At 71.1% G+C, this 21,349-nt stretch carries 24 protein-coding genes; 9 read left to right on the top strand and 15 right to left on the bottom strand.

Going from position 1 to position 21,349, the window contains the following annotated elements:
* Positions 1-159 precede the first annotated feature (159 nt).
* Positions 160-351, bottom strand: coding sequence for a hypothetical protein (locus PS467_RS28890; protein WP_311037684.1), 192 nt, complete (start codon positions 349-351; stop codon positions 160-162).
* Between the two features lie 288 nt (positions 352-639).
* Here PS467_RS28890 and PS467_RS28885 point away from each other — a divergent pair, with 288 nt between their 5' ends.
* Entirely contained in the window at positions 640-2,127 is a 1,488-nt protein-coding gene (locus tag PS467_RS28885) for a M81 family metallopeptidase (RefSeq protein ID WP_311037683.1), read from the top strand.
* Positions 2,128-2,196: 69 nt separating this feature from the next.
* On the opposite strand, the gene gatB is transcribed toward PS467_RS28885, so the two are convergent.
* The 7 genes from gatB to PS467_RS28850 form a co-directional block, all read right to left on the bottom strand.
* Positions 2,197-3,702 (bottom strand): Asp-tRNA(Asn)/Glu-tRNA(Gln) amidotransferase subunit GatB, encoded by a 1,506-nt coding sequence (gene gatB / locus PS467_RS28880; RefSeq protein WP_311037682.1) that lies wholly within the window; start codon positions 3,700-3,702, stop codon positions 2,197-2,199.
* Between the two features lie 15 nt (positions 3,703-3,717).
* Entirely contained in the window at positions 3,718-3,957 is a 240-nt protein-coding gene (locus PS467_RS28875; RefSeq protein ID WP_268974586.1) for a hypothetical protein, read from the bottom strand.
* A gap of 180 nt (positions 3,958-4,137) precedes the next feature.
* Entirely contained in the window at positions 4,138-5,631 is a 1,494-nt protein-coding gene (gene gatA, locus PS467_RS28870) for an Asp-tRNA(Asn)/Glu-tRNA(Gln) amidotransferase subunit GatA (RefSeq protein WP_268974585.1), read from the bottom strand.
* A 5-nt stretch (positions 5,632-5,636) separates the two neighbouring features.
* Complete coding sequence (gatC, locus tag PS467_RS28865; protein WP_268974584.1) at positions 5,637-5,933, bottom strand: Asp-tRNA(Asn)/Glu-tRNA(Gln) amidotransferase subunit GatC; 297 nt, start codon at positions 5,931-5,933, stop codon at positions 5,637-5,639.
* Between the two features lie 192 nt (positions 5,934-6,125).
* The gene (locus tag PS467_RS28860) at positions 6,126-8,234 is read right to left on the bottom strand and encodes a putative bifunctional diguanylate cyclase/phosphodiesterase (protein WP_311037681.1); all 2,109 of its coding nucleotides are present in this window, start codon (positions 8,232-8,234) and stop codon (positions 6,126-6,128) included.
* Between the two features lie 371 nt (positions 8,235-8,605).
* Positions 8,606-10,828, bottom strand: a complete 2,223-nt coding sequence (ligA, locus tag PS467_RS28855) for an NAD-dependent DNA ligase LigA (RefSeq protein ID WP_311037680.1) — start codon at positions 10,826-10,828, stop codon at positions 8,606-8,608.
* A 15-nt stretch (positions 10,829-10,843) separates the two neighbouring features.
* Positions 10,844-11,797, bottom strand: a complete 954-nt coding sequence (locus tag PS467_RS28850; protein ID WP_311039989.1) for a methionine synthase — start codon at positions 11,795-11,797, stop codon at positions 10,844-10,846.
* A 125-nt stretch (positions 11,798-11,922) separates the two neighbouring features.
* Between PS467_RS28850 and PS467_RS28845 the strand changes: the two genes are divergently transcribed.
* Complete coding sequence (locus PS467_RS28845) at positions 11,923-13,200, top strand: outer membrane protein assembly factor BamB family protein (RefSeq protein ID WP_311037679.1); 1,278 nt, start codon at positions 11,923-11,925, stop codon at positions 13,198-13,200.
* Positions 13,201-13,244: 44 nt separating this feature from the next.
* Here PS467_RS28845 and PS467_RS28840 read toward each other — a convergent pair whose 3' ends face one another.
* The 3 genes from PS467_RS28840 to PS467_RS28830 all read right to left on the bottom strand — a co-directional run bounded on the left by PS467_RS28840 (position 13,245) and on the right by PS467_RS28830 (position 14,912).
* Positions 13,245-13,934: an SDR family oxidoreductase gene (locus PS467_RS28840; protein ID WP_268974580.1), complete on the bottom strand. Its 690-nt coding sequence runs from the start codon at positions 13,932-13,934 to the stop codon at positions 13,245-13,247.
* 142 nt (positions 13,935-14,076) lie between these two features.
* Positions 14,077-14,604, bottom strand: coding sequence for an LOG family protein (locus PS467_RS28835; protein WP_268974579.1), 528 nt, complete (start codon positions 14,602-14,604; stop codon positions 14,077-14,079).
* A 32-nt stretch (positions 14,605-14,636) separates the two neighbouring features.
* On the bottom strand, positions 14,637-14,912 hold the full coding sequence (locus tag PS467_RS28830; RefSeq protein WP_311037678.1) for a hypothetical protein: 276 nt from the start codon (positions 14,910-14,912) through the stop codon (positions 14,637-14,639).
* A gap of 111 nt (positions 14,913-15,023) precedes the next feature.
* On the opposite strand from PS467_RS28830, the gene PS467_RS28825 reads away from it, so the two are divergent.
* Genes PS467_RS28825 through PS467_RS28815 form a run of 3 tightly spaced genes read left to right on the top strand, consistent with a single transcriptional unit; the run spans position 15,024 to position 16,099 of the window.
* Positions 15,024-15,296 (top strand): helix-turn-helix domain-containing protein, encoded by a 273-nt coding sequence (locus tag PS467_RS28825; protein WP_311037677.1) that lies wholly within the window; start codon positions 15,024-15,026, stop codon positions 15,294-15,296.
* Complete coding sequence (locus PS467_RS28820; protein ID WP_311037676.1) at positions 15,297-15,845, top strand: DUF5753 domain-containing protein; 549 nt, start codon at positions 15,297-15,299, stop codon at positions 15,843-15,845.
* Positions 15,842-16,099 (top strand): DUF397 domain-containing protein, encoded by a 258-nt coding sequence (locus PS467_RS28815; RefSeq protein ID WP_311037675.1) that lies wholly within the window; start codon positions 15,842-15,844, stop codon positions 16,097-16,099. Before PS467_RS28820 ends, PS467_RS28815 begins: the two co-directional genes overlap by 4 nt.
* Positions 16,100-16,160: 61 nt before the next feature.
* On the opposite strand, the gene PS467_RS28810 is transcribed toward PS467_RS28815, so the two are convergent.
* Together PS467_RS28810 and PS467_RS28805 are read right to left on the bottom strand one after the other, a co-directional pair.
* Positions 16,161-16,442 (bottom strand): hypothetical protein, encoded by a 282-nt coding sequence (locus PS467_RS28810; RefSeq protein WP_311037674.1) that lies wholly within the window; start codon positions 16,440-16,442, stop codon positions 16,161-16,163.
* The gene (locus PS467_RS28805; protein WP_311037673.1) at positions 16,439-16,795 is read right to left on the bottom strand and encodes a hypothetical protein; all 357 of its coding nucleotides are present in this window, start codon (positions 16,793-16,795) and stop codon (positions 16,439-16,441) included. Before PS467_RS28805 ends, PS467_RS28810 begins: the two co-directional genes overlap by 4 nt.
* Before the next feature lie 386 nt (positions 16,796-17,181).
* On the opposite strand from PS467_RS28805, the gene PS467_RS28800 reads away from it, so the two are divergent.
* The 4 genes from PS467_RS28800 to PS467_RS28785 all read left to right on the top strand — a co-directional run bounded on the left by PS467_RS28800 (position 17,182) and on the right by PS467_RS28785 (position 19,060).
* Positions 17,182-18,000 carry a hypothetical protein gene (locus PS467_RS28800; protein ID WP_311037672.1) on the top strand — a complete coding sequence of 273 codons (819 nt, stop codon included), beginning with the start codon at positions 17,182-17,184 and terminating at the stop codon, positions 17,998-18,000.
* A 41-nt stretch (positions 18,001-18,041) separates the two neighbouring features.
* Positions 18,042-18,356: a hypothetical protein gene (locus tag PS467_RS28795; protein ID WP_311037671.1), complete on the top strand. Its 315-nt coding sequence runs from the start codon at positions 18,042-18,044 to the stop codon at positions 18,354-18,356.
* Entirely contained in the window at positions 18,353-18,778 is a 426-nt protein-coding gene (locus PS467_RS28790; RefSeq protein ID WP_236258668.1) for a type II toxin-antitoxin system VapC family toxin, read from the top strand. The genes PS467_RS28795 and PS467_RS28790 overlap by 4 nt, the downstream gene beginning before the upstream one ends.
* A 93-nt stretch (positions 18,779-18,871) precedes the next feature.
* Entirely contained in the window at positions 18,872-19,060 is a 189-nt protein-coding gene (locus tag PS467_RS28785; protein ID WP_311037670.1) for a DUF397 domain-containing protein, read from the top strand.
* Positions 19,061-19,088: 28 nt separating this feature from the next.
* On the opposite strand, the gene mnmA is transcribed toward PS467_RS28785, so the two are convergent.
* Both mnmA and PS467_RS28775 read right to left on the bottom strand, forming a co-directional pair.
* Complete coding sequence (gene mnmA, locus PS467_RS28780) at positions 19,089-20,240, bottom strand: tRNA 2-thiouridine(34) synthase MnmA (protein WP_311037669.1); 1,152 nt, start codon at positions 20,238-20,240, stop codon at positions 19,089-19,091.
* Positions 20,241-20,285: 45 nt separating this feature from the next.
* Positions 20,286-21,197, bottom strand: a complete 912-nt coding sequence (locus PS467_RS28775) for a TIGR03619 family F420-dependent LLM class oxidoreductase (RefSeq protein ID WP_311037668.1) — start codon at positions 21,195-21,197, stop codon at positions 20,286-20,288.
* Positions 21,198-21,349: the final 152 nt, after the last annotated feature.

The following is a 21,349-nucleotide window of genomic DNA, read 5'->3' as shown; positions in this document are numbered from 1 at the left end:
GCACCACCCGCCTTCCCGCCACCACCCGCCTTCCCGGCGCCCGCTCTCCCGGCCTCCGTCCTTACGGCGCCCGCTCTCCCGGCCTCCGTCCTTACGGCGCCCGTTGTCGCGGCGGCCGTCCTTACGGTGCTCACGCTGAGCGGCACTCCCCGGCCGCGGTCAGGCCGCCGTCCGGTAGGACCACTGTGCGCGACGGCCGCGCCACCGCCGGGGCGGGCTCATCCGTCCTGCGAAGTCGCGCTCCGCCGACCGGCCGCCGGGCTCCAGCGCCGCCTCCCGGCCCAGCCGGTGGGCAGCGGCCTCACGCAGCAGCTCGGCCTCGCGGATGCGGTGCAACTCGTGGTGCAACATGGCGTTCTCCCTGGTGGCGACGGTTTCGTGGAATGCGTCCACTCTCGCCGCCCAGGAGGGTCCGGCACATCGGGAGGCTGACCGATCTCCGCTCGGCCCAGGGCCTTAGGCGCCGTTCCCGCACGGCCGAGGAAACCCGGGGAGGGTCCTTAGGGCAGCGTCGACCATGCCGTATCAGCCCCGGGTCGTCGGCGCACCCCGTCCCGACACAAAGGGCCCTTTACCCCCTTTGTGGGCTTCACTCCATGAATGAGCGGGAAGTCGGAGAGCATGACCCAGAGGGAGAGCATGACCTCCACCGCGTCAGGCCGCCGCCCGCGCATCGGCATCGGCGGTATGCACATCGAGTCCAGTACCTTCAGCCCGCACCGCACCGGCTACGACGACTTCCGCATCACCCGCGGCGCCGAGCTGCTGGACCGCTACGCCTGGACGCGCCCGGACGGCGATCTCGCCGGGCGGGTGGAATGGGTGCCCCTCCTCCACGCCGTCTCGCTCCCCGGCGGCCCGGTCGAGCCCGGCGCCTACGACCGGATCAAGGGCGAGCTGATCGAGCGGCTGCGGGCGGCCGGGCCGCTGGACGGGCTGGTGTACGACGTCCACGGCGCGATGAGCGTGGTGGGTCTGGAGGACGCCGAGGGCGATCTGACCGAGGCCGTACGGGAGGCGATCGGGCCCGAGGCGCTGATCTCCGCCGCCATGGATCCGCACGGCAATGTCTCCCGCCGCTTCGCCGGCCGGCTCGACCTGATCACCGCCCACCGCCTCGCCCCGCACGAGGACGCCTGGGAGACCCGTGAGCGCGCCGCCCGCAAGCTCGTGGAGCGCCTGGCCTCCGGCAAGGGCCGCCCGCATCTGGCCTGGGTGCAGATCCCGGTGCTGCTGCCCGGTGAGCGGACCAGCACCCGCCTGGAGCCCGCCAAGTCGCTGTACGGGCGGCTGGCCGCCGTGGAGGCGATGGACGGCGTCGTGGACGCGGCGATGTGGGTGGGCTACGCCTGGGCCGACGAGCCGCGCTGCCGGGCGGCCGTGGTGGTGACCGGCGACGACCCCGTGCTCGCGGTCGAGCAGACGCGTTCGCTCGCCCGCGAGTACTGGGAGATGCGCCGTGACTTCGCCTTCGCCGGCCCCACCGGCGGCGCCGACGAGTGCGTCGCCGAGGCCGTCGCCTCCCCCGCCCGCCCGTTCCTGATCAGCGACTCGGGCGACAACCCCACGGCCGGGGGCGCCGGGGACCTGGCCTATATGCTCGGGCGGCTGCTGGCCAACGAGGATCTGGCCGCCGGCCGCGCCACCGCCCTGCACCCCGGGATCACCGATCCGGCGGCGGTCTCGGAGTGCTTCGCCGCCGGGCCGGGCGCCACGGTCCGGCTGTCCGTCGGCGGCGGGATCAGCCGGGGGACGGCGGACCACGCCGAGCCCTGCGAGCTGACCGGCGAGGTGGTCGCCCTGCGCCGGGACGACCCGGTCGGCGGGGACCTCGCGGCGGTGCGGCACGGGGGCGTCACGGCGGTGCTGGTCAGCCGCCGCAAACCGTTCCACACCCTGGCCGACTTCGGGGAGCTGGACCCGCGCGGCTACGACCTCGTCGTCGTCAAGCTCGGCTATCCGGAGCCCGAGCTGTACGACCTGGCGGCGGACTGGCGGCTCGCGCTCACCCCCGGCGGGGTCGACCAGGATCTGGCCCGCCTCGGCCACCGGCGCCTCGCCCGGCCGCTGTACCCCTTCGACGACGAGGGGTTCGAGGTCCCGCACCTGGAGCCGCTGCTGCTGTGACCGGGGCCCGGACGAACGACGACGGCGGGGCGTGCCCCTGGCACACCCCGCCGCCGTACGGACGGCTGATCAGCCCTCGACGCCCAGCTTCTCCAGGATCAGCTCACGCACCCGCGCCGCGTCCGCCTGGCCGCGTGTGGCCTTCATGACCGCGCCGACCAGCGCACCCGCCGCCGCGACCTTGCCGCCGCGGATCTTGTCGGCGATGGCCGCGTTGGCCGCGATGGCCTCGTCGACCGCGGCGCCCAGCGCGCCCTCGTCCGAGACGACCTTCAGTCCGCGCTTGGCGACGACCTCGTCCGGGTCGCCCTCGCCCGCGAGGACGCCCTCGATCGTCTGGCGGGCCAGCTTGTCGTTGAGCGAACCCTCCTTGACCAGCGCGCACACCCGGGCGACCTGCGCCGGAGTGATCGGCAGCGAGGCGAGCTCCACCCCGTCCTCGTTGGCGCGACGGGCCAGCTCGCCCATCCACCACTTACGGGCCTGGTCGGCCGGGGCACCCTCGTCGATGGTGGCGGTGATCAGGTCGATCGCGCCCGCGTTGAGCACCGACTGCATCTCGTGCCGGGACAGGCCCCACTCCTCGCGCAGCCGCTTGCGGCGCAGCCGCGGCAGCTCCGGCAGCCCGGCGCGCAGCTCCTCCACCCACGCCCGGGAGGGGGCGATCGGCACCAGGTCCGGCTCGGGGAAGTAGCGGTAGTCCTCGGCCTCCTCCTTGACCCGGCCGGAGGTCGTGGAGCCGTCCTCCTCGTGGAAGTGACGGGTCTCCTGGATGATCGTGCCGCCGCCGCTCAGCACCGCGGCGTGGCGCTGGATCTCGAAGCGCACCGCCCGCTCGACCGACCGCAGCGAGTTGACGTTCTTGGTCTCGGAGCGGGTGCCGAACTTCTCGGCGCCCTGCGGGCGCAGCGACAGGTTCACATCGCAGCGCATCTGGCCCATCTCCATGCGCGCCTCGGAGACTCCGAGCGCCTTGATGAGCTCGCGCAGCTCGGTCACGTACGCCTTGGCGACCTCCGGGGCCTTGTCCCCGGCGCCGACGATCGGCTTGGTGACGATCTCGATCAGCGGGATACCGGCCCGGTTGTAGTCGAGGAGGGAGTGCGAGGCGCCGTGGATACGGCCGGTCGCGCCGCCCACGTGGGTGGACTTGCCGGTGTCCTCCTCCATGTGGGCGCGCTCGATCTCGACGCGGAAGACCTCCCCGTCGACCTCGACGTCCAGATAGCCGTTGTAGGCGATCGGCTCGTCGTACTGCGAGGTCTGGAAGTTCTTCGGCATGTCCGGATAGAAGTAGTTCTTCCGGGCGAAGCGGCACCATTCGGCGATCTCGCAGTTCAGCGCGAGTCCGATCTTGATGGCGGACTCGACGCCGGTCGCGTTGACCACCGGCAGCGAGCCGGGCAGGCCGAGGCAGGTGGGGCAGGTCTGCGCGTTGGGCTCGGCGCCCAGCGTGGTGGCACACCCGCAGAACATCTTGGTCTTGGTGCCGAGCTCGACATGCACCTCGAGCCCCATCACGGGGTCGTAGGCGGCGAGGGCGTCCTCGTACGACACCAGTTCAGTGACGGTCACGGAAAAACTAACCTCTCAGTCCGCGAGGACGTCGTCGTCGCCCATGCGCTTGAGCTCGCGGACGAGCAGGGCGACGCCGGTGACGATGGCGGCGGCCGAGACCACCGCGTCGGCCAGCTGTAGCTTGTCGTTCTCGAGTCGGGCCTTCTTGACCTGCTTGGCCACGCTGACCGCGCCGAACAGCGACGTCGCGATGGACAGGTAGGTGCCGGGCTTGGACTTCTTGAAGCCCTTGGCCTTCTTGATCGCACTCATAGCGTCTCTCCGTTCGCTTCTCCGCCCACGCGGCGCAGAGGTGCGGCCTTCGACGTCATCTGCGGCCCGGTGGCCGCGCGCGCGTCGCTCACAGGGTCTCTCCGTTCGCTTCTCCGCCCGCGCGGCGCAGAGGTGCGGCCTTCGACGTCATCTGCGGCCCGGTGGCCGCGCGCGCGTCGCTCACAGTGACGGTGCCTCCTCAAGCAGCGGGTGGCCCCACTTGGCGGTGAGCGCGGCCTCGACCGCGGCACCGACCTTGTAGAGCCGGTCGTCAGCCATGGCGGGGGCGATGATCTGCAGTCCGACCGGCAGACCGTCCTCCGGCGCCAGACCGCAGGGCAGTGACATGGCCGCGTTCCCCGCGAGGTTCGCGGGAATCGTGCAGAGGTCGGCCAGATACATCGCCATCGGGTCGTCGGCGCGCTCGCCGATCGGGAAGGCGGTGGTCGGGGTGGTCGGTGAGACCACCACGTCGACCTGCTCGAACGCCTTCTCGAAGTCACGCTTGATCAGCGTGCGGACCTTCTGCGCGGAGCCGTAGTACGCGTCGTAGTAGCCGGAGCTGAGCGCGTAGGTGCCGAGCATGATCCGGCGCTTGACCTCGGGGCCGAAGCCCTCCGCGCGGGTGAGCGCGGTGACCTCCTCCGCGGACTTCGTGCCGTCGTCGCCGGTCCGCAGGCCGTAGCGCATGGCGTCGAAGCGGGCCAGGTTGGAGGAGCACTCGGACGGCGCGATCAGGTAGTACGCGGCCAGCGCCTTGTCGAAGGACGGACAGGAGAGCTCCACGATCTCGGCGCCCAGCTCCCGCAGCAGCTCCACCGACTCGTTGAAGCGCTGCATGACACCGGCCTGGTAGCCCTCGCCCGCGAACTCCTTGACGACACCGACGCGCATGCCCTGGACACTGCCGTTGCGGGCGGCCTCGACGACCGCCGGGACCGGCGCGTCGATGGAGGTGGAGTCCAGCGGGTCGTGCCCGGCGATCACCTCGTGGAGCAGCGCCGCGTCCAGCACGGTACGGGCGCAGGGGCCGCCCTGGTCGAGCGAGGAGGAGAAGGCCACCATGCCGTAGCGGGAGACCGCGCCGTACGTCGGCTTGACCCCGACCGTGCCGGTGACGGCGGCCGGCTGGCGGATCGAGCCGCCGGTGTCGGTGCCGATGGCGAGCGGGGCCTGGAAGGAGGCCAGCGAGGCGGAGGAGCCGCCGCCGGAGCCGCCGGGGATACGGGTGAGGTCCCAGGGGTTCCCGGTGGGGCCGAAGGCGCTGTTCTCGGTCGAGGACCCCATGGCGAACTCGTCCATGTTGGTCTTGCCGAGGACGACCACGTCCGCGTCGCGCAGCCGCTTGGTGAGCGTCGCGTCGTACGGCGGGATCCACCCTTCGAGGATCTTGGAGCCGACCGTGGTCGGGATCCCCTTGGTGGTGAAGATGTCCTTCAGCGCGAGTGGAACACCGGCCAGCGGGCCCAGCTCCTCACCGCGCTCCCGCTTCTCGTCGACGGCGCGCGCCTGGGCGAGCGCCCCCTCACGGTCCACGTGGAGGAAGGCGTGCACCTTCTCGTCGACGGCCTCGATACGGGCCAGGTGCGCCTCGGTCACCTCGACGGCGGTGACCTCGCCGGAGGCGATCCTGGCGGCGATCTCGGCCGCGGTGAGCCTGGTCAGATCGGTCACGGTGGTCACTCCTCCCCCAGGATCTGCGGCACCTTGAAACGCTGCTGCTCCTGGGCCGGGGCGCAGGCCAGCGCCTGCTGCGGGGTCAGGGACGGACGGACCTCGTCCGAGCGCATGACGTTGGTCAGCGGCAGCGGGTGAGAGGTCGGCGGAACGTCTTGGTCGGCGACCTCGGAGACGCGGGCCACCGCGCCGATGATGTCGTCCAGCTGTCCGGCGAAGTGGTCGAGCTCTTCGGCCTTCAGCTCCAGACGCGCCAGCCGGGCGAGGTGGGCGACCTCCTCGCGCGTGATGCCAGGCATGCAGCGATCCTCAGGGTGAGTGTGGAGTGTTTCGGCCCAATCCTATGGCTCCCCACGCTCGCCACGCGAAAGGCTTTGGGTGCGCCCCGTTACGGGCAGTCGTTCACGGGCGGTCGTTCCGCGGGCCGGCGGGCGCGCACCACGCCACTCACCGGCCCGCACCCGGCGACGAAACGCCGAGGGGCGACGCCCTCAGGTCACGGGCTGGTCCGCGTCCTCCTCCGCGGGAGCGGCTTCCTGGTCCGACGGCTCCGCCGGCTCGCGGTGCCAGCCGCCCTCCCCCCGCGCCCGCAGCCACGCCGTCATCTCCTCCGGCGGCATCGCGGCGGCCACCAGCCAGCCCTGCACCGCGTCGCACCCCAGGTCCCGCAGCCGCTCCCAGGTCTCGTCGTCCTCGACGCCCTCGGCCACCACGAGCAGGCCCAGGGAGTGCGCGAGGTCGACCGTGCAGCGGACGATCTCCGCGTCCTCGTTGTCCACGGCCAGCCGGGCCACGAAGGAACGGTCGATCTTCAGCTCGCTGACCGGCAGCCGGCGCAGATGGACCAGCGAGGAATAGCCGGTCCCGAAGTCGTCGAGGGACATCTTCACGCCGTGGCCGGTGAGCCCGGCCAGCGTGTCGGCGGCCCGCTGCGGGTCCTCCAGCAGGACGTGTTCGGTTATCTCCAGCTGGAGGGCGCCCGCCGGGACCCCGTGCCGGGCCAGCCGCCCGGCGACCGCGCCCGCGAAACCGGGGGTGTGGACGTCGCGCGGGGAGACGTTGACGGCGACCGGCACCTCGAGGCCGTCGGCGCGCCACCGCGCGACCTGGCCGAGCGCCGTCTCCAGGACGTACTCGGTCAGCCGGGGCATCAGCCCGGAGCTCTCGGCCATGGAGATGAACTCGTCCGGCGGCACCTTCCCCCGGTCCGGGTGCACCCAGCGCACCAGCGCCTCCAGGCCCGCCACATGTCCGTCGAAGCCGACCTTGGGCTGGTAGTGCAGCTCGACGTCGCCCGCGTCCAGGGCGCGCCGCAGGTCGCCGAGCAGACCGAGCCGGTCGGGGGTGTTGCCGTCCCGCCGCGCCTCGTACAGCTCGACACCGCTGCGGTCCCGCTTGGCCTGGTACATCGCGACGTCGGCGCGGCGCAGCAGCCCCTCGGCGTCCAGTGCGTGGTCGGGGTAGACGGCGACCCCGGCGCTGGCCTCCAGCACCAGGGTCAGCCCGTCCAGATCGAGGGGGGAGCCGAGATCGCCGACGAGCACGCGGGCGCTGCGCTGGGCGCTGGTGAGCGAGTCGGTGGTGGGCAGCAGCACGGCGAACTCGTCACCGCCGAGCCGGGCGACCTCCGCCCCGCGCGGCAGGGCGAGCCGCAGCCGCTCGGCGATCTGGAGCAGCAGCCGGTCGCCGGCCAGATGGCCCAGGGTGTCGTTGACCGAGCGGAACCGGTCGAGGTCCAGCAGCACCAGCGCGGTCCGGGTGCCGGCCCGCTCGGCCTCGTCCAGCGCGGTCCAGGTGCGCTCCAGCAGCCACTGGCGGTTGGGCAGCCCGGTGAGCGGGTCGCGCAGCTGCTCCTCGGCGCGGACCCGGGCGATCCACAGTGTGGAGTCGAGGGCGACCAGCGGCACCGCGAACAGCGGGAGCAGCAGCGGGGTGTCCCCGGCGACGACGACGATGAGGGGGGCGATGCCGAGGAGCGCGATGCCGACGAGGGCCTGCCGGAAGAGGGCGGTGCGGGCGACGGTGGGCAGTCCGGCGCCGGGCGGGGCGAGGGAGCACCACAACAGGGCGCGGGACACGGTGAGATAGACGAAGGCCGCCAGGGCCGTCTGGGGGACGGCGGACATGTGCCAGGTGTCGGTGACCCAGGGGTGCTCGACGGAGGGGGTGGTGCCGAAGGCGGCGAGGGTGAGGGCGGCCGCGCCCACCCCGAGGATGTCGACCGCGCCGTGCAGGACCGCCTGCCGCCACCGGTGCCGGCGGGCGGCGCCGACCAGGACGACCACGGCCAGGCTGACCAGCACGGCCGGAATCCAGCCGTAGAGCAGCAGTGCGGCCAGGGTTAACGCGGCCCCCGAGCCGGTGCCGCCCCACCAGCGGTCGCGGCCGAGGGCGACCAGATGGCCGACGATGATTCCGGTGAGCACGGCGAGCGACCAGCCCACGGTGCCGTCCGGAAAGAGCGCGTTGCCCGCGTCGAGCACTCGGAAGACTCCGATGCCGAGTGCGAAAGCGGCCATGGCGACCGCCGCGGCGGGCAGCGCGGGCAGCACGGCCCGGCGCAGCCGCGACGCCGGGGCGGCGCTTTCGGTCGGTTTCATACCCGTCCCTCTCACAGCCGGCGGTGCCAGCGCCACGGCAGGCGCACACCTCAACAGTAGGCGGCAGAAGGGGAAGACGGGCGGCGATCGGCGACGGTTCCCCGAATGCCGCCCGACGATCCATGACCTTCTGCTATGCGCTGTAAGGGTGATGCCCGCCGGCTGTAGCCGGGAAGTGCTCCCAGTCGTAATCCGGCCAGCTTTGTACCCGTTGAACGGACAAGATGGCCGGGCCGCTGCGCCGGATGGGTGGAACGGCTACTCCAACCGCCGCTCCACGGGCGGTCCGTACCACTCCCGAACCACTCCCGGACTACTCCGGAACCACTCCCGGACTACTCCCCGGCTACTCCCGGGGAGTACTCACCGGCCTACTCCCCCGCCTCCTCACCGGCCTGCTCCCCGGACTCTTCCGGAGGCGTCAGCGCGGCCTCTCGCGCCGCGTCGGGCCCCTGTTCGAGCAGCACGCCGAATCCGCCCTCATCGAGCACGGGAACCTTCACCTGCACGGCCTTGTCGTACTTGGAACCCGGATTGTCGCCGACCACCACGAAATCAGTCTTTTTCGAAACCGATCCGGTGACTTTGGCCCCACGGCTCTGCAACGCCTCCTTGGCACCGTCCCGGGTGTACGACTGGAGCGTGCCGGTGACCACGACGGTGAGTCCCGCCAGCGGACGGGGGCCTTCGTCCTCGCCGCCCACCTCCTCCAGCCGGACCCCGGCCCGCCGCCATTTCTCGACGATCTCGCGGTGCCAGTCGACCGCGAACCACTCCTTGACCGAGGCGGCGATGGTCGGACCCACCCCCTCCACGGCCGCCAGCTCCTCCTCGCCCGCCTCGGCGATCCGGTCCAGGGAGCGGAATTCACGGGCCAGCGCGGTGGCCGCGACGGGGCCGACATGACGGATCGAAAGACCGGTGATGATCCGGGCCAGCGGGCGCTCCTTGGCCGCCTCGATATTGGCCAGCATCGCCAGGGCGTTCTTCTTGGCCTCACCCTTCTGGGTGGCGAAGAAGGTGACGACCTTCTCCTCGCCGGTCTCCGGATCGCGCTTGGGCAGTCCGCTGTCCGGGTCGAGTACGTACGAGCGAATGGGCAGCAGTTGTTCGATCTTCAGATCGAACAGATCGCCCTCGTCCCTCAGCGGCGGTTCGGCGGGTTCCAGCGGCTGGGTGAGGGCGGCCGCGGCCACATAACCGAGGTTCTCGATGTCCAGGGATTTGCGCCCCGCGAGATAGAAAATCCGCTCGCGCAACTGCGCCGGGCAGGACCGGCTGTTGGGGCACCGCAGATCGACATCGCCCTCCTTGGCGGGCTGGAGCGGCGTATCGCACTCGGGGCACGCGGCCGGCATCACGAATTCCCGCTCGCTGCCGTCCCGCAGATCGACGACCGGCCCCAGGATCTCCGGAATGACATCGCCCGCCTTGCGCAGCACCACGGTGTCACCGATCAGCACGCCTTTGGCCTTGACGACATCCTGGTTGTGCAGTGTCGCGAATTCGACCTCCGAGCCCGCGACCGTGATCGGCTCGACCACCGCATAAGGCGTCACCCGCCCCGTGCGCCCCACGCCCACCCGGATGTCGACCAGCTTGGTGTTGACCTCCTCGGGCGGGAACTTCCAGGCGATCGCCCAGCGCGGCGCCCGGGAGGTGGAGCCGAGCCGCCCCTGCAACGGGATCTCGTCCAGCTTGACGACCGCGCCGTCGATCTCGTGCTCCACCGAGTGGCGGTGCTCGTTGTCCCCGTAGTACGCGATGTACTCACGGACGCCCTCGATCGAGTCCACCACCTTGAAGTGGGCGGCGGTCGGCAGCCCCCACTCGTGCAGCAGCTCGTACGCCTGCGACAGCCGGTCGATGTCGAAGCCCTCCCGGGCGCCGATGCCGTGCACCACCATGTCCAGCGGCCGGGAGGCGGTGACCTTCGGGTCCTTCTGGCGCAGCGAACCCGCCGCCGCGTTCCGCGGGTTGGCGAACGGCGGCTTGCCGGCCTCCACCAGCCGCGCGTTCAGCTCGGCGAACCGCTCCCGGGGCAGGAAGACCTCGCCGCGCACCTCCACCAGCGCCGGGACACGGTCGCCCTTGAGCCGGTTGGGAATCTTGGCGATCGTGCGCACATTGGGCGTGATGTCCTCGCCGGTGCGGCCGTCACCACGGGTGGCGGCGCGGGTCAGCCGCCCGTGCTCATAGGTGAGGTTGACCGCGAGACCGTCCACCTTCAGCTCGCACAGGAAGTGGTACGAGCCGCTGCCCAGCTCCTTGGCGATGCGGTCCGCCCAGCCGGCCAGCTCCTCGTCGTCGAAGGCGTTGTCCAGGCTGAGCATCCGCTCGCGGTGCTCGACCTCGGTGAACTCCGTCTCGTACGCGCCCGCGACCTTCTGGGTGGGCGACTCCGGCGTCCTGAGCTCGGGGTACTCCTCCTCCAGCGCCTCCAGCCTGCGCAGGAGCTTGTCGAACTCCGCGTCGCTGATGACCGGGGAGTCCTTCACGTAGTACCGGAAGCGGTGCTCCTCGACCTGCTCAGCGAGCTTGACGTGCTCATCCCGTGCCTCCGCGGGCACCGTCGACTGCTGTTCGCCGGCCACCGTGTCGTCCTCCCGTTACTCAGGGTTGTCCGCGAGCGATCTCGCCGCCCGGACGCAGTGGGCCAGCGCGGCACGGGCGTACCCGGGCGACGCGCCCGCGAGCCCGCACGACGGGGTGATCACCACGGACTCCGCGAGAGTCCCCGGTGACAGCCCCAGCCTGCGCCACAGCGTCCTGACACCCCCGACGCTACCGGCAGGGTCCGACAACGGGGCATCGGTGCCCGGCACCGCGCCGATGAACAGGGACGTCCCGCCCTCCACGGCCTCCCCGATCGACTCCTCCTCACTCTCCGTGAGCAGCGACAGATCGAAGGAGACCCCCGCGACGCCCGCGCGCCGCAGCAGCCCGAACGGCACGGCCGGCGCGCACGAGTGCACCACCACCGGCCCGTCGGCCGCCTCCACCAACGTCCGCAGCGCGCCCTCGACCACGCCCCGGTCCACGGCGGCGTGGGTGCGGTAGCCGCTGGCCGTACGGACGCTGCCGCGCAGCACCGACGTCAGCGACGGCTCGTCGAGCTGGAGCACCACCTCGGCGCCCGGCACCCGGCGGCGCACCTCCGCCAGATGCGCCCGCACCCCCTCGGCGAGCGAGGCGGTCAGATCGCGGCAGGCGCCCGGGTCGCTCAGCGCGGCCTCGCCGCCGCGCAGTTCGAGGGAGGCGGCCAGGGTCCAGGGCCCCACGGCCGACACCTTGAGCGCCCCCTGGTATCCCTGGGTGAACTCCTCCAGCGCGTCGAGGTCCTCGCCCAGCCAGGAGCGCGCCCGCCGGGTGTCCCGGCCCGGCCGGTCGCTGATCCGCCACCCGCTCGGCTCCACATGCGCGTACAGCTCGACCAGCAGCCCGGCGGTGCGCCCGATCATGTCCGCGCCGGGCCCCCGCGCGGGCAGCTCCGGCAGATACGGCAACGTCTCCAGCGACCCGGTGACGGTCTTCACGGCCTCCCGGGCGTCACCGCCCGGCATCGACCCGACGCCACTCGCGGCCCCGGCGCCCCAACTGTGCTTCTGCTTCTCACTCACGCCGAAAGGGTAGGGGTGATCGCGACTGGATAGGGTGTCATGGTCACGCCGCAGAGACCCGGGGGGGCATGGTCATGGTCGAGGTCACCTGGCGGTCGCGCCGGTCGTTAGGGCTGTTGGTCGTTCTCGCGTTGGCCGCCGGCGCCGGGGTCACCTGGTGGCTGACCCGCCCGGACCCCCAAGACGGCGAGCGGGTCAGTGGCCCGCACGGCGCGTACCCCGCCGCCCTCGGCACCGGTGCCCCGGCCGCGCCCGACCACTTCGTGCGGAAGGTCGACAACGCCGTGGCGGTCGACGGCGGGCTCTCCTTCCACGAGACCGACGAGAACGACGACGGCTCCCCCGAGGGCCTGACAGCCCGCAGCCTGCGCACCGGCACGACGTACTGGCACTACAAGCGGGGCGGGAACGTCATCAGGGCCGTGCGCGTCGTGGACGGCACCGCGGTCCTGCGGTACGACGACGGCACGCTGATCGCCATCGACGCGCGCTCCGCCGAGCAGCGCTGGCAGCAGGACCTCCCCAAGAAGTCCCGCTTCGGCGACCGGCTGTGGACGGCGAACGGCGTGGTGGCGACGTACGCCGGGGACGAGCTCATCGCGGTCGACCTGACGACCGGGAAGCGGGCGTGGACCGCCGACGTGCCCGAATCCTGCGACCTCGGCGACGTCGTGTTCATCCTGGGCACCGCCTTCGGGGTCGAGGCCACCTGCGGCAGCGGGCCCCGCCCCGAAGACGTCGTCCTGGGGATCGACGCCCGGCGCGGCACGGTGCGCTGGCGTCACCCCGACTGGATGGGCGGCCTTCGCTATCTTCCGCTCACCGACCACACCGTGTACGCCCCCCACTGGAACAACACGGACCGCGGGGCCGTGATCGACGTCTCCGGAACCAAGCCGGTCATCCACACCGCGCCCGACCCGGACCTCGCCTGGGACGGACAGAACCGCACCACCGTGCTGACGACGTTCGGGAAGGAGGGCGAGCGGTGGAAGGAAAACAACGTGCTGCGAGCGCGCGGCACGGACGATGGCCGCGTGCAGTGGACCCGTCACGCGCCGAAGGACAGGAGGTTCGGCCGGGCGCTGGTCGCCGACGGCCGCGTGTACGTCGTGGAGCAGCCGCAAGAGAGCCGTCAGCGCGCCCCCGAGCGCGGTCCCGCCCGGCTCCTGGCCCTTGACCTGACAAGCGGGAAGCCGCTGCACACCGCCCCCATACCCGTGCCTGACCGGGAGGACTCCGAGGACAGCCTGGACGTCCGAGCGGTGCGGGACGGCATCGTGGCCGTGGGATGGCAGGGCGTCCCCGGCGACGCTGCCGACAGCCTCACCATCGTCAGCGACTGACCCCGTGACGAGGGCTCTCGGCGAAACCGGGCGGGGCGCGCCCGTCAGCCGCGCGGTCGCACCTGGAGGTCGGTGATCTCGGCGTCGCGCGGCAGGTCGAGGGCGGTCAGGATGGTCGTCGCCACGGTCTCCGGCGCGATCCAGCGCTCCGCGTCGTACGTCTTGCCCTCCTGCTGGTGCACCTTCACCTGCATCGGGGTGGCCGTGCGCCCCGGGTAGACCGTCGTCACCCGTACGCCGTTGCCGCTCTCCTCCGCGCGCAGCGCGTCGGCCAGCGCCTTGAGCCCGTGCTTGCTGGCGGCGTACGCGCCCCACTGGGGGTTGGCGCGCAGTCCGGCGCCGGAGTTGACGAAGACGACGTGCCCCTGGGCCAGCCGCAGCTGGGGCAGCAGCAGCCGGGTCAGCTCGGCGGGCGCGACGAGGTTGGCGGCGAGCTGCCGGTTCCACGCCTTCGGGGTCAGCTCCCCGATCTCGCCCAGGTCGACCACTCCGGCGATGTGCAGCAGCGAGTCCAGCCGGTCGGGCAGCGTCTGGTGGCCGAACGCCCACGACAGCTTCTCCGGGTCCGCCAGGTCACCGACGACCGTCCGCACCCCCGGGAACCGCCCCGCCAGCTCCTTCGCCCGCCCCGCGTCCCGCGCGAGCAGCCACAGCTCCTCGCCGCGCTCGGCCAGCCGCTCGGTGACCGCCGCGCCGATGCCCGAGCCTGCCCCAGTGATCAGATGCGTTCCCATGCCCCCAGCTTGCCTCACCCAGGGGTGCGCCCCGACGACGGTCCCGGCTTGGCGCGATCCCACGCCCGGAACGGGCGCGGGCTTCCCGCCGGCCGCTCCCGTCCGGTAACGGGCACGGCGCTCCCCGTAACGGGCGCGTGGACTAGACGGACTCCAGGTACGTCATGGCCTCCACCCCGTTCTCCGCGAAGAAGACCAGCTCGCTCAGCGGCACCGGCAGGAACCCTTCCTCCTCCATGCGCTGGAACTGCTGCTTCAGACCGTCGTAGAACCCCGCCGCGTTGAGCAGCACCACCGGCTTGATGTGCAGCCCGTGCTTCTTCAGCTCCAGGATCTCGGTGGCCTCGTCCAGCGTCCCGGTCCCGCCCACCATGATCACCACGGCGTCGGCACGGGCCAGCAGCTGCGCCTTGCGCTCGGCGAGGTCCTTGGCGATCACCATCTCGTCTGCGTTCTCCCGGGCCTTGGCGGCCAGGAACTCCACCGAGATCCCGACCAGCCGCCCACCGTGCTCCTGCACCCCGTCCGCCATCACCTTCATCAGCCCGACGTCGGACCCGCCCCACACGAGCGTGTGACCGCCCTTGCCGATCAGCTCGGCGAATTCGCGGGCGGGGGCGGTGTAGCGGTCGTCGAGGTCGGCGGCGGAGCAGAAGACGCAGATGTTCATGGCCGCCACTCTACGAGCCGGGTCGGACACCCTCACCCACCCGCACGGCTCCGCGCCACGCGGAGGGTGTCCCGGAGTGCCTCGGCGAGACGGGCGGAGAGAAAGCGGAACTCGCCTGGCGGGACCTTCGGGTCGGCGAGCATCAACCGGGCATGCCGCAGCACATCCTCACCCGTGGCCAGCTGCATAGCCTCGATCTGATCGGCGAGGGCCGACACCGGGCCGTGGCCGTCAGTGGATAGATAGCAGGGCTTGCCGTCGGGAGTGGTCCAGGGCAGCACACGGAGGGAGCGAAGTTCGTCCGGCATGGCCACGAGTGTCACAGGTCACGTCTAGGCTGCTCACAGGATCGGCGTAACGGTGCGTTGCGACGTCGCGACTGTCCGATCTGTGCGACGCGGCGTCGATGAGGGGGCGCTATGACCCAGCAGAAGAAGCGGCCGTCACCGGCCGCCCGGCTCTTCGGGACGCAGTCCCGCATGATGCGGGAGCGGCTCGGCTGGACGATGAAGGATCTCGAGGCGCGGATTCCGTACTCGGAGTCGATGATCGCGAAGGTGGAGCGCGGCGAGCGACTGCCCAAGCCGTCGTATGTCATCGCGACGGACGAGGCGCTGATGGCCCAGGGATTGCTGGTCGAGGCGGCGAAGCTGTTGTGGCAGGACGGGGTGCCGGAGTGGACCCAGGAGTAGGTGGAGCTTGAAGCTGAGGCCATCGCTCTGCACACGTTCGATGCGCATGTCATCAACGGGCTGCTCCAGACCGAGGTGTACGCGCACGCGGTGATCTCTACGCAGGCACCAGCGGTGGACGACGAGGAGACGGAGCGGGCCGTCCACCGGCGCCTGTCCCGCCAGAAGCTGCTGCACCGTAAGCCACCGCCACGTCTGACCTTCCTGGTTCAGGAGTGCACGGTTCGACGCCCCATCGGCGGCCTGGACGTACGGAACGAACAGCTGCGGCACATGGTGAGATGCGCCGAGCTGCCGCAGTTGACGCTCCAGATCATGCCGGAGAACCGCGAAACGCACGCCGGACTGGACGGCCCCATGACGCTGCTGGAATCGCCGGATCACCTGACGGTCGCCTATGTCGAAGGGCAGCGGGGCAGCTACTTCGTCTCCGATGCCGAGGACGTCAGCGTCCTCAACCACCGCTATGGCATTCTGCGCTCGCAGGCCCTCACCCCCGAAGCGTCCGTCGAGTTGATCGAGGGCTTGCTCAGGGAGGGAAAGCGATGAACGCCGCACTGCGCTGGTTCAAGAGCAGCTACAGCGGGAACGAAGGCTCTTGCGTCGAAGTCGCCATCGAGTGGCGCAAGTCCAGTTACAGCGACGGGCCGAAGGACGCATGCGTCGAGGTCGCCGCGTGCCCCGGTGCCGTACACATCCGCGACTCCAAGGACACCGCGATACCGGCCCTGACCGTCACCGCACCCGCCTGGGCGGACTTCGTCGCCTTCGCGGCCCACCAACCCCTGGCCAACATCAACTGAGCGTGGTCAGAGGCATTGCGGCGGGCATCTCTCACGTCTCGCCGCAAGGCCTCTGACGTGGTCAGCCGAACCAGTTGATACGCACGATGTATATGCGCTTGCGGTACTCGAACTTCTGATACCACAGAATCAGCTTGTCGGTGCTGATCGAGCGGAGCTTTCGTGGGTTCTGCTCGTCGTAGTCATTTCCCGCCTCCAGGCGTAACTCGGCCAGGTCGAGAAGCCCTCGGACGATCGTGTCGACTTCGGCTCGCGCCTCTGGCGGGAGGCCATCGGTGGCGTAATCCTCACTTGTCACATATTCGGCAAACCAGGAGTCATGGGCATCGGGTCCACCGGTCACAGCCCCGCCTCTCGTTCAGCCTCTCCGAGGATACGGGCGATTTCCCGTTGAGCACGGTGGACGCGGTCGTCATCCGCCGAGGGGTCTTCAGCGACTCGCTCGGCTTCCCTGAGTGAGGCAGCACGCGCGGGCCAGCGCTCAATCGCGACGAAAGTTGCCCATTTAATGAGAAAACCCCTCATCCAGCCGATGGAACCGGTTTGCACCGACTGATCGAATGCCTCTCCCAGCTCCCGGTCGAATTGCGTCAGGTTCAGGGGCTTGATGTGACGCACGGCCTCTCGCAGAGCCTCCCGCGTCAGCGCGGGCATGGGCACGAGGGGCCCGTCGGCGTCTATCGGCTGCGTGGTCATAGTGAGCCTCCTGTGAGGGCCGGGGCGATGCTCAGCCACTGGTGGGCAGCGTAACGGGAGGCTACGACAGCCGGAGCACGGAAATCGGCTTCTCGCGGTCGCACACCCCGTTTACGCAGGTCGGACCGGATGCCGAGTGGCCGTCGCCCGGTGGGATGGGGCCAGGTGTTGTAGGGCCGACCGCCAGCGGGGCGGGGACCTACCCAAGGACCCTGGTGGAGAACCCCCACCCACCCACCCAACTTCTCACCCCATCGGGTGACTTGGGCGCGAATGTGCCAATGAGCGGGTTACGCTCGCCGCGACAACCTCACACAGACGACGGCCCCCGCCGGGACTGCCATCCCGAGACGAGGGCCTGACCAACCAGGAAGCGACCCTTCCCGATGGCTGAACAGCAGTCTAGTGCGCCCGTGCGCGCTTCCGCCGACGCTACGGCTCCCGCGTCCGGCGTCATCCATATCCGCACCCGGCACACCGCCAACTTCACCGTGCTGTCGAACAAGCTCGCCCAGCGGGCGGGCAGCGCGGTGACCGTCGGTGTCGCGGCGTACATCCTGTCGCTCCCCGACGGCGCCTCCATCCGCATCGACGCGCTCTGCGCCCACTTCAAGGAGGGCCGGGCCCGCATCTCAGCCGCACTCAACGAGCTGGAGGCGGAGGGCTGGCTGGAGCGGCGGGTCGAGCGGGGGCCGGGCGGGCGGATCGTGACGCGGACGTTCGTGTACGACGCGCCTGGTGCGACGGAGGACGACGCGCCAGGGGCGACCGAAGCGCCCGCCGCCCGGAACGAACGGCAACCCGAACGCGCCTCGGTGCCGGATACCGTCCTCGACCCCCGCGCCACCGCCGTCCTCGGCTCCCTGCGCCACCGCGACCGACGCCTTGTCCTGTCCGAGCGGGAGACCGCCACGCTGGCGCCCGCCGTCGCGGAGTGGCTGGATCGCGGGGTGGGCCCGTACGAGATCGCCGAGGCGCTGACATCCGGGCTCCCCGCCCGTATCGATCGCCGCCCCGCCCGGCTGCTCGCCTACCGACTGGCCGCCCTCCGGCCGCCAGCGCCTGCAGCCGCCCCTACGTCCGGCCCGCGCCCGGTCCCGCTCCAGAACTGCGACGGCTGCGACCGAGCCTTTCGCGCACCCCGCCCGGGACGCTGCCGAGACTGCCGGGCACGCACAGATGCCGCCGCGCCACTCGTCGCATGACCGCGACGCGAACCGACCCCTCTAATCTGGAAGGAGTAGCTATGCAAACCGCGCAGACAGCAGCGAAGGGGTTGATCATGGCATCCGCACCCGGCGACGCCCCACGCTCGGCTGCCGCGAACGAGGGCAAGCATCCGCTGCGCACCATTCGCGATATCCGCGAATCCCTACCCGAGCAGCAACAACCCCTTTTCGACGCGGAGTTGGCGGACACCGAGATCGACGCCCTGCCCGCGATGCTCAATCGATGGATCACGCTGGGTAACGATGGTTTCGAAGAGTTCCTCCTGTCCGCTCCATTCGACGGCCTGGAGTTCGGAGCCCGCTCCTACGACGAGCAGGCGAACAGCGAATGATCTACTTACTGGACACCAATGTGATCGCTGAACTCACCAGGGCCAGGCCTGACGCCAAGGTCCTGGAGTGGTTTCACTCGACGGCGCGCCCCAATCGCTACCTGAGTGTGATCACGGTCGCCGAGGTCGAAGCAGGGGTCGAAGCTGCCGTGGACAGTGTCCGCAAAGCGCGTTACGCCGAGGCTCTTGCCCGGCTGAGCCGGGAGTACAGCGGTCGGACAGCCATCATCGGCCAGCGGGAAGCGGCGGCCTACCTCGCCCTGCACAAGTCACTCAAAGCTGCCGGGACGCCCGTCGATCCGCCCGACGCTCTCATCGCGGCGACCGCCCTCGCCAATGGTTGGACCGTGGCCAGCCGCAACACCAAGCACCTGGCGCGCACCGGTGCGCTGCTCATCAATCCCTGGGAGGGGGCGGAGTAGGGCGACCTTCGACACGGGTGGCCGGGGCGGGCTCGGGCCCGCTGCCGGTCGCCTTCCACGCCCCCGTAGCGGGCGCTGCCGAGACTGCCGGGCATGGACAGATACCACCCCGCCGCTTGCCGCATGACCGGCAACAACTGCATAGAGGTCGCCGCCGACGACAGCGGCATAGCCATCCGCGAGAGTTCCGACCCGGACGCCGTCGTCACGACCGACCGCACCGCACTCCGCGCATTCCTGCGCGGAGTGAAGGAAGGGCGCTTCCACCTGTCGGCGGGCTGACAGTGGAGGCGCGGCCGGGTCGGGCGGCCTAGTGGGCGACCGCTGTCGCCCGCTCGGTCGAGGCGATCGTGGCCGAGCCGACCACGCGGGTGTCGTCGTAGAGCACGATCGCCTGGCCCGGGGCGACGCCGCGCACCGGTTCGGTGAAGGTCACCCGCAGCTCACTGCCCTCGATCAGCTCGGCCGTCACCTCGGTCTCGCCGCCGTGGGCGCGCAGCTGGGCGGTGTAGGTGCCGGGGCCCGTCGGGGGGGCTCCGCACCAGCGCGGCTTGATGGCGGTGAGCGCGGCGACGTCCAGGGCCTCGACGGGGCCGACGGTGACCGTGTTGTTCACCGGGGAGATGTCCAGGACGTAGCGCGGCTTGCCGTCGGGCGCCGGGTGGCCGATGCGCAGGCCCTTGCGCTGGCCGATGGTGAAGCCGTACGCGCCCTCGTGGGTGCCCAGCTTGCGGCCGTCCTCGTCGACGATGTCGCCCTCGGCCGTACCGAGGTGCTTGGCCAGGAAGCCCTGGGTGTCGCCGTCGGCGATGAAGCAGATGTCATGGCTGTCGGGCTTCTTGGCGACGGCCAGGCCCCGCCGCTCCGCCTCCGCGCGGATCTCGTCCTTGGTCGTCAGGGTGTCGCCGAGGGGGAACATCGCGTGGGCGAGCTGGCGCTCGTCGAGCACGCCGAGGACGTAGGACTGGTCCTTGGCCATGTCGCTGGCCCGGTGCAGCTCCCGGGAGCCGTCCTCGCGCGTGACGATCGTGGCGTAGTGCCCGGTGCAGACGGCGTCGAAGCCGAGGGCGATGGCCTTGTCCAGCAGCGCGGCGAACTTGATCTTCTCGTTGCAGCGCAGACACGGATTGGGGGTGCGGCCCGCCTCGTACTCGGCGATGAAGTCCTCGACCACGTCCTCGCGGAAGCGCTCGGCGAGGTCCCACACGTAGAAGGGGATGCCGATCACATCGGCGGCGCGCCGCGCGTCCCGCGAGTCCTCGATGGTGCAACAGCCACGGGCGCCGGTGCGGAACGACTGCGGATTGGCGGAGAGCGCGAGGTGGACACCGGTCACATCGTGGCCCGCCTCGGCCGCCCGCGCGGCGGCGACCGCGGAGTCCACACCGCCGGACATGGCGGCGAGGACGCGCAGCCGACGGCCGTCGCGAGGACCTGTGGGCGCACCGGGGAAGTCAGTCATAACCAGGCCAGCATAAAGCCACGTGTGCGGCTACTGCCGCGCCGCTCAGCTCGGGCGGGCTCGCTCCAGCACGCGCTCGACGAGGTCCAGGGCCTGGTCGGCGTTCTTCGCGAGGTAGGTCGGATCGACGAAGGCGTGCTGGACGCCCGCCTCCCGCTCGGCCCGGACCAGGGTCGTCACGATGTCGTCCACGGAGGCGTCGGCGCTCGGGTTGATGCGCAGGATCACGTCGAATGCCGCCGGGTCCCGTCCCTCCCGCTCGACCGCCGCCCGTACCCCGCCCAGCTGCTCGGTGAGCGCGGCGATGGGGTCGGGGGCTCCGGGCTTGGCGGGCACGACCGCGACGGGCAGCCAGCCGTCGGCGCGCCGGGCCACCCGGCGCACGGCCGCGGGGGCGAAGGCGGCGAGGTAGACCGGCGGGTGGGGGCGGGAGGCCGGTTTGAGGTCGATGTGGGAGGCGGGCACGGTCCAGTGGTCTCCGCGGTACTCGACCGGGTTCTCGGTCCACCAGGCGTGCAGGGCGTCGAGGCATTCGTCGAGGCGCCGGCCGCGCTCGCTCATGGGGATGTCCACGGCCTCGTACTCCTCGGGGGACCAGCCGGTGCCGAGTCCGACCAGCAGCCGGCCCCCGCTCAGCAGGTCGATGGTGGTGAGGGAGCGGGCGAGCACCGCGGGCGGGTACCAGGGGGCGTTGATGACGTCGCTGCCGAGCCGCACCCGCTCGGTGGCCGCGGCGGCGGTGGCCAGCACGGTGAAGGGGTCCAGCGCGGTGCGGAATTCCGGCGGGATCGCATCGGTGCCCCCGTAGCCGACGCTCGGGTCGACCGGGGCGAGCAGGCGGTCGCCGACCCACAGGCTGTCCGCGCCGAGCTCCTCGGCCTGGCGGGCGAATCTCGCGATGTCCTCGGGCTGGTGGGCCAGCGGGCCGAACTGGGGGAGGGCGAAACCGATGCGCATACCGTCAGCTCCTCGTCGAGCGGATGGACACAGACCATGGACAGTTCAACGTTCATCTACACCGGAGACCAGAGGGCGACAGTGCGGAACGAACGGTTCCCGCCATGATCCGGAAAATGCCGGAACCGGACGGCCTCCGCCACGCGTTGAAC

The sequence above is a fragment of the Streptomyces luomodiensis genome, from assembly GCF_031679605.1.
GTDB lineage: Bacteria > Actinomycetota > Actinomycetes > Streptomycetales > Streptomycetaceae > Streptomyces > Streptomyces luomodiensis.
Note: the sequence above shows the minus strand (reverse complement) of the source record. Positions and strands in the feature narration are given on the sequence as shown.

Bases quoted from the DNA above. Each gene is read 5' to 3' on its own strand.
- PS467_RS28890 (WP_311037684.1), bottom strand. From the start codon at position 351: ATGTTGCACCACGAGTTGCACCGCATCCGCGAGGCCGAGCTGCTGCGT.
- PS467_RS28885 (WP_311037683.1), top strand. From the start codon at position 640: ATGACCTCCACCGCGTCAGGCCGCCGCCCGCGCATCGGCATCGGCGGT.
- PS467_RS28875 (WP_268974586.1), bottom strand. From the start codon at position 3,957: ATGAGTGCGATCAAGAAGGCCAAGGGCTTCAAGAAGTCCAAGCCCGGC.
- gatC (WP_268974584.1), bottom strand. From the start codon at position 5,933: ATGCCTGGCATCACGCGCGAGGAGGTCGCCCACCTCGCCCGGCTGGCG.
- PS467_RS28860 (WP_311037681.1), bottom strand. From the start codon at position 8,234: ATGAAACCGACCGAAAGCGCCGCCCCGGCGTCGCGGCTGCGCCGGGCC.
- PS467_RS28850 (WP_311039989.1), bottom strand. From the start codon at position 11,797: ATGCCGGGCGGTGACGCCCGGGAGGCCGTGAAGACCGTCACCGGGTCG.
- PS467_RS28845 (WP_311037679.1), top strand. From the start codon at position 11,923: ATGGTCATGGTCGAGGTCACCTGGCGGTCGCGCCGGTCGTTAGGGCTG.
- PS467_RS28840 (WP_268974580.1), bottom strand. From the start codon at position 13,934: ATGGGAACGCATCTGATCACTGGGGCAGGCTCGGGCATCGGCGCGGCG.
- PS467_RS28835 (WP_268974579.1), bottom strand. From the start codon at position 14,604: ATGAACATCTGCGTCTTCTGCTCCGCCGCCGACCTCGACGACCGCTAC.
- PS467_RS28830 (WP_311037678.1), bottom strand. From the start codon at position 14,912: ATGCCGGACGAACTTCGCTCCCTCCGTGTGCTGCCCTGGACCACTCCC.
- PS467_RS28825 (WP_311037677.1), top strand. From the start codon at position 15,024: ATGACCCAGCAGAAGAAGCGGCCGTCACCGGCCGCCCGGCTCTTCGGG.
- PS467_RS28815 (WP_311037675.1), top strand. From the start codon at position 15,842: ATGAACGCCGCACTGCGCTGGTTCAAGAGCAGCTACAGCGGGAACGAA.
- PS467_RS28805 (WP_311037673.1), bottom strand. From the start codon at position 16,795: ATGACCACGCAGCCGATAGACGCCGACGGGCCCCTCGTGCCCATGCCC.
- PS467_RS28800 (WP_311037672.1), top strand. From the start codon at position 17,182: ATGGCTGAACAGCAGTCTAGTGCGCCCGTGCGCGCTTCCGCCGACGCT.
- PS467_RS28795 (WP_311037671.1), top strand. From the start codon at position 18,042: ATGCAAACCGCGCAGACAGCAGCGAAGGGGTTGATCATGGCATCCGCA.
- PS467_RS28790 (WP_236258668.1), top strand. From the start codon at position 18,353: ATGATCTACTTACTGGACACCAATGTGATCGCTGAACTCACCAGGGCC.
- PS467_RS28785 (WP_311037670.1), top strand. From the start codon at position 18,872: ATGGACAGATACCACCCCGCCGCTTGCCGCATGACCGGCAACAACTGC.
- mnmA (WP_311037669.1), bottom strand. From the start codon at position 20,240: ATGACTGACTTCCCCGGTGCGCCCACAGGTCCTCGCGACGGCCGTCGG.
- PS467_RS28775 (WP_311037668.1), bottom strand. From the start codon at position 21,197: ATGCGCATCGGTTTCGCCCTCCCCCAGTTCGGCCCGCTGGCCCACCAG.